Raw genomic sequence first — 10037 nt, 5'->3', positions numbered from 1 at the left:
GTGTGTGACGCTTTGACATTTATATATATATTTAAGTTATACGTCTTGTTTTAGCGTCACGCACCAATCTTAATTCCCCTTTTGTGATTGTGTTTGTAATTCCCGTACCCGCTCTACAGTTAACTCAGTTGCTTCTGCAATATCTTCTACTGTCATCCCTTTCCGCAACAAGTTTATCGCTATTTTTTCAGCTTTTTCTATTGCCCAGCTAGTTACAATTTCCATATATTCCTCCTGCTCATCATCAGTTAACCCCATTCTATCGATAGTGGTTTCAAACACTTGCTTTTCTTCGGCATTCAATCGTAAATAAGTATCCACAAAACCAGAAATCAATTGCATTCGCGCCGGGTCTAATTGTAAAGTAAGTAATAATCTCAAACATTCATCTTCGACATTAAAGCCGCAGCAACTGGATTTCGTTGCGTTAAATAATCTCTCCAACTCAATTGATTTAACTGAATTGCCGCAAAGTTGAATTGCAATACATCTAAGCTGGGAAAAGTAACGCTGTAATTGGTCGGCTCTGGGCGTTTTGGTTCATCGAAGGAAAATATTACCACCGGATAAACGGGTAAATCGTATTTTTCGTGAAGTCGCGCAAAATACTGAAATATCCGCTTTGTTAAAATAGCTTGACTGTAAGATTGCGCTTCAACGTGAATTAAAAAGAAAGTATCTTGCTGCCGATACTTTACCCGTGCGAGCAAATCAATCGTTTTTTTATCTCCAGAAGTTACATCTGTTAAAATTTCTTGCGGTAAAAATTGAATCGTATCTCGATCAATATCTTTTAAAACATCTGGCAGAAATAATTCGAGAAATTCTATAAAAAACGTTGAAATTAACTCTTTAAATAATCGATCGTGGTCAACCATTATACACCCCAATTTGATGCTGCTTTTATCTATTTATATCAAGTTAAAATACATACTCTTAATAAGTTCAAGTTATTGTTTTAAGAAATAAAAATTTATTTAACTATAAAAAATATTACAAAAAATACCAAATCTTAAATTTATAATTTATTTCTATAAAATCTCAATTTTATATCGCCAGATGGATAAATTATCTAGAGTTAACAGCTTAGTATATAAAATACGGCAATATAATTATTTGAGGATATTATGAATACCTTACGACACTTTCCGATTATAGGCGCATCTATAATAACAGTAGGTTTGGCGATCGGTGCTGTAGGCATTCCGTTAATAAGTAATGCTCAATCCTCTCCACAATCATCATTTCCCGATGTAGCACCTGATTATTGGGCGCAACCATTTATTAAAGGTTTAGCGGAAAGGAATATCATAACTGGATATCCCGACGGTAAATATAGACCAAAACAAGCATTGGATAGAGATGAATTTGCGGCGATAATTCGTAAAGCTTTTGATCAACCAAAGGAAAAGGATATTAAAAGCGGTTCTGCATATAAAGATGTTCCTCAAGGTTATTGGGCAAGTCAAGCAATCGAAAAATCTGTAGAAGAAGGATTTTTATCCGGTAATCAAGATTTATTCCGTCCCCGTCAAGAAGTTAGCAAGTTAGAAGCAATTAATGCTTTAACGAAAGGCTTAGATTTAACTTACCAGCCTTCAGCTTCCACGGTTACAACAAATAGTCCTGCGATTGTTCCTCCATATATTAGAAGAAGACCGACTGCGAAAAAAAGAACCCGTTTGATGTTACCAATCGGGATTACTTCTTTGATGCAGCCTTTACTTATTCAAAGAGCTAATGCTGCTAGAATCACCCAACCGATGAATAATAATGTTGGAAATAATCCAACTGCGGCTAATACACCGGCGAATAATCCCAAAGAAACTACTACAGCCACAGCACCGTTAACAGCAGCAGCTATCGTTCAAAAAGCTTATAAAGATGCTGATAAAATTCCTGAAAATGCTGTTCCCAGAGTTGCAGCAGCAACCACACGAAATATTGTTGTAAACTATCCCAACACTAACATTCTCAATCCTAATCAAGCTATTAGTCGTGGAGAAACAGCGGCTTTAGTTTATCAAACAATGGCTGCTCAAGGGAAAGTACCTCAAATTTCTAACAATTCACCGGCTGCTAAATATATTGTGAAAGTTGGAGAAAACAAATAAGGCTCAAAATTATTTGTAGGGCAGATCACAGCATCAAATAATCCTAAAGTAGTAACGCACCGTTATATCAACGGTGCGTTATGAATTAACAAATATTCCGCCGATTAATTAATCGCGAAAGGACCTTTCTTATCGTTAATCATCGCTTGCCAGGTGCTGCTACCAACAATTCCATCTGCTCTTAATTTAGCTCGATTTTGCTGAAAAGATTTTACCGCAGCAGCAGTTGAACGTCCATAAATACCATCGACTTGTCCAACGTAAAATCTCTGCTGTTTGAGGAATGTTTGTACGTCTCTCACGGCTTGTCCTCGACTACCAATGCGTAACATAGGTGCAGAAGCTGGTGAATATTTACCTAAATATGCAAAGCTTGTAGGTGATTTACGTTTATCCAAATCTATTAGTGCTTCCCAAGTTTTGGAATTGATAACACCAGTAGCAGGTAAGTTTCTAGACCTTTGGAAAGTTATTACAGATGAATACATTCTCGGTCCGTATATACCATCCATTTTACCGTAGTGAACTACCTACACTGACCTTGCGGTACAGTGTAGGCTTCCCAATTCACAGGGGATTGCCTCGGACTTCATGGATTTTTTACGTCCAGAAGACTTTGGTCTTACATCCCCTCCAAGGGCAGAAGCGCTAGTTCCTAACGCCCAAAGTCGCAATCCTTCATTTTTAATATTTATTGCAGCATTAATGTCTCTATCATGCTGTTTTTGGCAGTGTGGACAATCTACAAACCTCACACCCAATGAATCATAACCATGTTGCAGCATTGGGATTGGTAGTAGAGTTTCACTACAAAGTTGAGAAGATGGAAAGAAACGACCTATTTCTATAGGAGTATGACCAAATCTCTCAGCTTTGTATTTAAGCATGGTTAAAAACATCCCCCAACAAGAGTCACTAATAGCTTTTGCCAAGTTAGGATTTTTAACCATATTCTTAACTGCCAAATCTTCTACACAAATAACTTGGTTTTCGTATGCTATTTTGCGAGATAGCTTGTGTAGAAAATCTTCGCGAAATCTAGCTATTTTACTGGAAACTTTTGCAACTAAACGTTTTGCTTTACGACGTTTATTAGAAGTTTTATCTGTTTTTTTAGCTAGTTTTTTCTGTTTGCGCTTTCTATTCTTTTCTAATTTCACCAATTGCTTCTTGGGAAGATCATATTTTGAACCCTCTGAAGTTATAGCAAAATTCTTTAATCCTAAGTCAACTCCAATAGCGTCTCTAATTGCTACTACTGGTGTGTTGTCTTGATTAGAAAGGATAGAAGCGTAGTATTTACCGTCTGCATTTCTTGATATTGTTACAGTTGTGAACTTTGCATCGGGAAGTTTCTTGTGAAACACAGTTTTCATTAATCCCAAATTACCGGGAAACTTAATCACAGAATCCTCTGGTATTAATTTCACGTTTTGGGGGTATTGAATCGATTGTTTTCCATGTTTAGATTTAAAGTTAGGGTATTTAGTACGACCCTCAAAAAAATTGACAAACGCACTAGAAAGATTGAATGTGACTCGTTGCAATACTTGGCTGTATGCAAGTCCTAACCATTCATATTCCTTTTTCAACCCTGGAAGCAACTTATCCATAGCTGCTTTAGAAAGACCCTTACCAGTTTCTTTATACGCGACAGTAGTGGCCGACAGCATATAATTCCATAACCATCGAGTATTTCCAAAACATTGAGCTAGATAGGATTCTTGCTCAACACTCGGATAAATTCTAACTTTAATTGCTCTATACATGGTTCGACCTTACCGTGTTTATGAATTCACGGTAACATATATTTGACTGGCTATGCAACTAAAAAAGAGAATATTTTATTCGTTTCGTCGTTGTGGTCTTTCCGGTTTTCGCTGCGCTCAAATGTGGTCAGACCACACTCCTCAACTCACGCGCAATTCATCTCAACACCTCCCTTCGGGTAGGTGTGAGCCTTCTTGCTGTTTCAGGTAAAATTTATTTTGATTCAATAATAATTGAACGTCTTTAACGGCTTGTGACCTTGTACCACGTTTTAATACTGGTGCAGAAACTGGTGAATATTCAGTCATATTACCATCTGCGACTGCCCTTATTTGTCCCATTACTGGTCTATTAAAAGGTACGGTAGCTACTGCGATCGCACTAACTATAGTTAATGGGAAAAGAACGATTTTTGCAATTTTGTTATTCATTATTTATTCCTTTATTTCGATCTGAATATTTTTTGATATCGGGATTTAATAAATCTATTTGTTGGCTAATTAAATTTTTGATTTTTTAATTTGGTTTGGTTTTACACTAATCACTAGCAAAAAGATTTATTTAGTTTTTGGTTTATTTGCAATTCTTGTAAAGATTGCTTTGATCTCGTCTAGTTTTGTTTTGTTCTAGCAAGCTAGATTTTGAATTTAATCTTATTATAGAACCAAACATTTTAATATCGTATGGGTCTTCGGTTAGAATTATTATTAGTTTAAGTTCTAACTAAAGAAATAATTGTGATATCAACTTGATATATTAAATCTAATTTATTAATCGACGAATACAGAGAAAACCCGATACTTCCAACGAATACCGAGTTTATATTTATGGAAAAATGACGCGGATATTTAGTTCAAATTTCACCGAAAGCAAAATCAGGTGCAGCCATAACGTACATAATTGTTGGCAGGTTGTTAGTACGGGCGTGCATTTGTTGATAATATTCAGTGAAACTTCGATTTGTCGGAGTTGCCATTCCCAGAAATATCATGTCTGCATTTTGAGAAGATTCATGTAAAACGGTTTCAAAGGAACGATTAGCTGCTATTATCACTTCGGGTATGGCGGATATGCGAAATTTACTCAAGATAGCGTTAATGTCGGCTTCTGCATTTTTTGCCCCTGCTTGACTGGGAACAACCAACTTGATATATATTTGAGCATCGCGCCATTCAATTGTCGATCGCAACATATGAGCAAGCAACAACATTAAGCCCCCATTGTCTTGCATTCCTCCCCACCATATATCTATGCGGCGAAACTGTCCAAATCCTAATTCGGAATTTTCCCGCAAAATCATCACGCTGCGGTTGGCTTGGTGGAGTTGTGCGATCGCGTTACAGTATTGGTCGCGTCTGGTTGCATCTTCACTGTCTCCTAATAATATAGTATTAGGTACTAACTGACCTAATCCATAGGCTTCCACAAGTTGCAGCATTCCTTCAAAGGGATCTAATGCTGTGACCACGCGAACTAATGCTTGCACCTGCTGCTTTTTAAGCTGATTGCGAATTGCATTTTCCAACTGGCTTTGTCGTGCTAAGTCTCGCGTACCACTTGACAAAACGCTTGATACGGTAATAAAACCTCGTTTGTGAGTCAGAGCATAAGCTAATTGAATCAGCGACCAGCGTTTACTAGGAGAACCGGAAAATACTAAAACATTCGGTCGCCAATTTTTGGTATCTTCAACTCCACTAATTTGAAAAATTCCTGTGCGGAGTAATGCCATCCAGATTCCCTGACGCACATCTCCCCAAGTAGTCGTTAATTCACGTTTTTGCAGCCAAAAGAATATGCCCAAAACGATCGCAGCCGCAACTATCGTAGCAACTGCGTTGATCAGAAGCATTACTGCTAAACAACCAATTCCGCCTAGCAAAGACCAAAGCCAATGCACTTTAAAGCTGGGTCTAAATGAAGGACTTTGCAATACTCCTTCGATAGTTGCCGAAAGATTTAATACTAAGTATGTAGTCAGAAAAAACATTGTCAACACTGGCGCGATCAAGTTTAAATCGCCGATGCATACCGCTGCAACTGCCACACCCAAAGTAACCCAAGTCCCCATCCGTGGTTCGTCAGCTTCACCGCTACCTCTACCTAAAAAAGACATCCAGCGCGGTAAAATTCCATCCCTTGCTAAAGCTTGCAAAACGCGGGGTGCAGCTAAAATACTACCCAAAGCACTCGATAAAGTTGCCCCCCACACCCCCAATAAAATCGCTGGACCCCATAGAGACATCATTTTCATCACCAAGGGTTCGGTAATTAAGGTTGCGGTATCGGCACGCATGGCAATTATTAGCGGCAAAATCATGTAAACAACGTATCCTGTACCGACTGCTGCTAAAGTACCAGTAGGGATGGAACGGCTAGGATCGCGTAAATCCCCGGACATACTTACCCCGGACATGATACCAGTAACGGCAGGGAAGAACACCGCGAACACTCCCCAAAAAGGTTCACCGTTAGCGGGTACATCCCATCCTTGGGGTGTGACATTTGGGATAGAACCGCCGAATATTAAGCACACTAGCGACAGAACAATCGCCCCCATAATTACGTATTGTGCCTTGACTGCAACTTCCGCAGAAGTCACAGCTAAAATTGCCACTAAAATAGTTGTAATTAGAGCGACATAAGTTTGATTGAGGCTGCCAAAAACTTGGACTACACTTTCAGCAAAACCGATGGTGTAAAGTGCAATAGAAAGTGCTTGGGCAAAGTAAAGAGAAATGCCCACCGCACCCCCGACTTCAATACCCAAACAGCGGCTAATCATATAGTAAGCACCACCCACCCGCACCACTTTATCGGTGGCGATCGCGCAAACTGACAAAGAAGTCAGCAAAGTAATTGATGTAGCGAGGGTGACAATGACAAGAGAACCCACCAACCCCACATTCCCGACAACCCAGCCAAACCGCAAATACATAATTACGCCCAAAATTGTTAAAATTGAGGGCGTGTAAACTCCACCAAATGTCCCTAAACCAGGAGCTTTGGCTTCGACTGATTTCGAGGCATCATCTTGTACTTCAGGTGAATCCTGCTTAAATAAAAACTTCATCTTCGATAGATACTCCTGGTACAGTCACCTAGTATTTTCACAGTCGTTTTATTTTAGGCTGAATCAAAAGATATTCAACTGTTAAGTGCTACATGGGAAGGGATGGGGGGACAAGGGGATGGGGAGATGGGGAGATGGGGAGAATTGATCGGATAATCAATATATTACCATCTGCAAATATCTGAATCTACTATTAATACTACCCCAATGGGTACTGTTAAAAGATATACATATTTTCTATGCTCCATGTGATGGCAAGTAGCAATAAACTTATTACGTATATACGTATAGCAATATTTGTTAATTTAAATTATTCTGAGTATTAAAGTATTTTTTAATACCATGAAATCCGTGTATATTTTGGGAACTAGCAATTACTTAGTTCTATCAATGATTATGACTAATAAATCGGGAGATAAAAATTCAGATTTTTCTTAGACAGTATAAATATCTTTAGATCGGCGATCGCTTGCAAAGGATTTAAGCGCAAAATACTCTTTATAGGTATGAATGAATACTTAGTAATGTCTACAAGAATTTATATTTATTATTAGTATAAAGTATGTGAGTTTTGGCAAATTATGCTTATGATAATTTTATATGGACTATGTAGTTATTGATACCGAAGGTAAACCAGAATTAAGCGAACTGGCAATTATAGATAGTCAGGGACGGGTAATCTACGAAGGGTTTTCTCGCGACCATGCTAATAATGGTTCTCATTTACCTAACCTCAAAAGTTTAAAGAGTTTATTATCCGACTTTTTAGAAATTGTTCAAGGGAAGAAAATAGTTTGCCACTATGCTAAACACGATATTGAAGTACTTAAATTCAGCTTCGATAAAGCGGGTTTGAAAGTTCCTCCTTTGGAGTTTGATTGCACTTGTATAAAAGCAAAAAATCATTGGTTAGGGCTGGAAAGCTACTCTTTAGAATATCTCAGTAAATATTTAAATTTACGGGTTAATAACCGCTACTTTATCCGGGACATGGCGCATTCTGCCCGGTATGATGCAGAGTTTACCTATTACCTTTATCGACAGTTAATGTTAGACCAATTAAAAGAACAACCAAATCCATTTAGCAGTAGTCGAGTTGATACCCCTTTTCAAAATCACCCCGATGACTTCGATACCTATCACCAACAATTTATTACCCTTGAGTCAATATTAAAAAACATTGAACTCGATGACAATCATCAAAGCAAAGGAGCGGTAGTAATAGGAGAACCAGGTTCGGGAAAGACTCATTTGATGATGCGATTAACAAAAGCGCGATTATCAAGTAATCGGTTGCTTTTTATCCGTCAGCCTAACAATTCTTCGTCTGTGCTGTACCATATTTACAGCCGCATTTTAGAGTCTTTAGTCGAGCGAGTTGGAACATTTACTCAATTAGATTATCTAATTATTAATAGCTTTGATAAAATTGTTGCTGATCTCTCAAATCTCACCAAAAAAGACGAAGAAATTCTCAAAGCACTAAAGGATGACAATGTAGATGCTCTTGGAGGAGAAGGAACTTATACTAAAGCAGTATACTGGCAGCAAATTCAAAAAAGAATCAATGAGTGGTGGGACAAAAATTACTCTGCTGGTGGTTTTGCTTTCTCAATTCTTAGGGGAATTATTAAATATTGTAGCTACACTGATTATAATTACAAAAATATTGCTACACGTTGGCTAGCAGGTCAGGCTTTATCAACAGAGGAAGCAGAAAAAGTTGGTTTACCAAATTGGCAAGAAAACCTTAGCTTAGAACAATTTTCTTTAGAAGCTATTTCGGTTTTAGGTAAATTATCTATCCTCGATCAACCTTTAATTATTATTTTCGACCAGTTGGAAGGATTGGGACTTCCCCAAAATAAGGAGATATTGCACCAGTTTGGAGAGACTATTAAGGAAATTTTCACCCACGTTCCTAATAGCTTGATTATCCTAAATATGTTTCCCGACCGCTGGGAACAGTTTCAACATACTTTTGATAACTCAATTATTGGTCGAGTATCTCAGTATCAAATTCAGTTACAAAGACCGCAAGAAAACGAACTTTTATCTATTCTCAAAGTCAAGCTGCAAACTATAAATATTCCTTTAGAAAAAATATTTTTAGCTGAAGATTTAGAGGATATTCTCGAACAAAAATCTGTACGTGCGGTTTTGAACCGAGCCGCTGAATACTATAATTATCGGGTTTGTCAAATTCCTTTACCTTCTATAAAGGAAAATGTTCGGAAGTTAGACGGTAATGAAAAAATAGAACAGCAGTTACGAATTTTAGCTTCCGAGCAACAGCTATTTAAACAAGCATTACTGGGTATTGTACGGGAAATTCAGACCCCGGGTTCAGTTGACATGGAAGACCTGGTAAAAAAGCTTGTTCCTGAAGTTGAAGATAATGAAAAGCGAATAGAAAAATATGTAATTGAGTATTTAACCAAGCAAAAAGCTTATTTGGAAGCGCAATATCATAAACTGCCGATTATTTCTGATTCGGATGATATCGGTAAACTCAAGACTATTGCTGAAGCTTTCAATAATATCAAACCGATTAAATTGACTTTATATAAGTTAGGAAAACGAGTTTTACCAGAGCATATTGTGATTGAAACCGAGCGTCAAAACTATGTACTGGGTTTTCTGCAAGTATCTCCTAATCAGTCTTTTACTAGTCGAATTGGTAATTTCAACGAGTTAGTATGCTTGCACCCCAAAGACAGCTTTAGTTTATTCCGGGATGAGCGCTTAACTGAAATTAAAGGTGCTGTCGCTAAAGAAAAGATAAGTCAGCTAAAAAATTCTCATAATGGAAAATTTATTTTCTTTTCTAAGTCGGATAGAATTCACTTGGAACTAACTTATAAATTAATTATTGATATCCAAAATAGAGATTTGGATGTTGATTTAGAGTCAGCTTTAAAGGTTTTTATAAATAAACCCGAATGGTATCACTGGCTGTTTAATATGTTTGGTTTTGGTGAACCAACAGCATAAGTAAAAGTACAAGAGAAAGGATTATGGAACTAGAAGGACTTGCTAAATTTCATCAAATCAGAAAGCTAGATCCGAATTTATTAGGG

The 10037-nt window shown here is 37.5% G+C and carries 8 protein-coding genes; 2 read left to right on the top strand and 6 right to left on the bottom strand.

Annotation, left to right across the window (positions count from 1 at the left end; genetic code table 11):
• Nucleotides 1-69: 69 nt before the first annotated feature.
• Together VB797_RS24825 and VB797_RS24820 are read right to left on the bottom strand one after the other, a co-directional pair.
• Complete coding sequence (locus VB797_RS24825) at nucleotides 70-381, bottom strand: hypothetical protein (protein ID WP_323240422.1); 312 nt, start codon at nucleotides 379-381, stop codon at nucleotides 70-72.
• On the bottom strand, nucleotides 378-878 hold the full coding sequence (locus VB797_RS24820) for an Rpn family recombination-promoting nuclease/putative transposase (RefSeq protein ID WP_323240421.1): 501 nt from the start codon (nucleotides 876-878) through the stop codon (nucleotides 378-380). Before VB797_RS24820 ends, VB797_RS24825 begins: the two co-directional genes overlap by 4 nt.
• Before the next feature lie 249 nt (nucleotides 879-1127).
• Here VB797_RS24820 and VB797_RS24815 point away from each other — a divergent pair, with 249 nt between their 5' ends.
• Nucleotides 1128-2114: an S-layer homology domain-containing protein gene (locus VB797_RS24815; RefSeq protein ID WP_323240420.1), complete on the top strand. Its 987-nt coding sequence runs from the start codon at nucleotides 1128-1130 to the stop codon at nucleotides 2112-2114.
• Nucleotides 2115-2218: 104 nt separating this feature from the next.
• On the opposite strand, the gene VB797_RS24810 is transcribed toward VB797_RS24815, so the two are convergent.
• The 4 genes from VB797_RS24810 to VB797_RS24795 form a co-directional block, all read right to left on the bottom strand.
• Nucleotides 2219-2626 (bottom strand): peptidoglycan-binding protein, encoded by a 408-nt coding sequence (locus tag VB797_RS24810; protein WP_323240419.1) that lies wholly within the window; start codon nucleotides 2624-2626, stop codon nucleotides 2219-2221.
• 18 nt (nucleotides 2627-2644) lie between these two features.
• Nucleotides 2645-3883, bottom strand: a complete 1239-nt coding sequence (locus VB797_RS24805; protein ID WP_323240418.1) for a transposase — start codon at nucleotides 3881-3883, stop codon at nucleotides 2645-2647.
• A gap of 162 nt (nucleotides 3884-4045) precedes the next feature.
• Entirely contained in the window at nucleotides 4046-4315 is a 270-nt protein-coding gene (locus VB797_RS24800) for a hypothetical protein (RefSeq protein ID WP_323240417.1), read from the bottom strand.
• Nucleotides 4316-4737: 422 nt separating this feature from the next.
• Nucleotides 4738-6957, bottom strand: coding sequence for an amino acid permease (locus VB797_RS24795; RefSeq protein WP_323240416.1), 2220 nt, complete (start codon nucleotides 6955-6957; stop codon nucleotides 4738-4740).
• A gap of 600 nt (nucleotides 6958-7557) precedes the next feature.
• On the opposite strand from VB797_RS24795, the gene VB797_RS24790 reads away from it, so the two are divergent.
• Nucleotides 7558-9951, top strand: coding sequence for a 3'-5' exonuclease (locus VB797_RS24790; RefSeq protein WP_323240415.1), 2394 nt, complete (start codon nucleotides 7558-7560; stop codon nucleotides 9949-9951).
• Nucleotides 9952-10037 lie beyond the last annotated feature (86 nt).

The organism is Rivularia sp. UHCC 0363 (assembly GCF_034931125.1).
Taxonomy (GTDB): domain Bacteria; phylum Cyanobacteriota; class Cyanobacteriia; order Cyanobacteriales; family Nostocaceae; genus Rivularia.
The sequence above is the reverse complement of the archived record's forward strand: the minus strand, read 5'-3'. Positions and strand labels throughout refer to the sequence as shown.

What these genes read in the sequence shown, in the direction of transcription:
- VB797_RS24805 (WP_323240418.1), bottom strand. Translation starts at nt 3,883, where the DNA reads ATGTATAGAGCAATTAAAGTTAGAATTTATCCGAGTGTTGAGCAAGAA.
- VB797_RS24800 (WP_323240417.1), bottom strand. Translation starts at nt 4,315, where the DNA reads ATGAATAACAAAATTGCAAAAATCGTTCTTTTCCCATTAACTATAGTT.
- VB797_RS24820 (WP_323240421.1), bottom strand. Translation starts at nt 878, where the DNA reads ATGGTTGACCACGATCGATTATTTAAAGAGTTAATTTCAACGTTTTTT.
- VB797_RS24810 (WP_323240419.1), bottom strand. Translation starts at nt 2,626, where the DNA reads ATGGATGGTATATACGGACCGAGAATGTATTCATCTGTAATAACTTTC.
- VB797_RS24790 (WP_323240415.1), top strand. Translation starts at nt 7,558, where the DNA reads ATGGACTATGTAGTTATTGATACCGAAGGTAAACCAGAATTAAGCGAA.
- VB797_RS24795 (WP_323240416.1), bottom strand. Translation starts at nt 6,957, where the DNA reads ATGAAGTTTTTATTTAAGCAGGATTCACCTGAAGTACAAGATGATGCC.
- VB797_RS24815 (WP_323240420.1), top strand. Translation starts at nt 1,128, where the DNA reads ATGAATACCTTACGACACTTTCCGATTATAGGCGCATCTATAATAACA.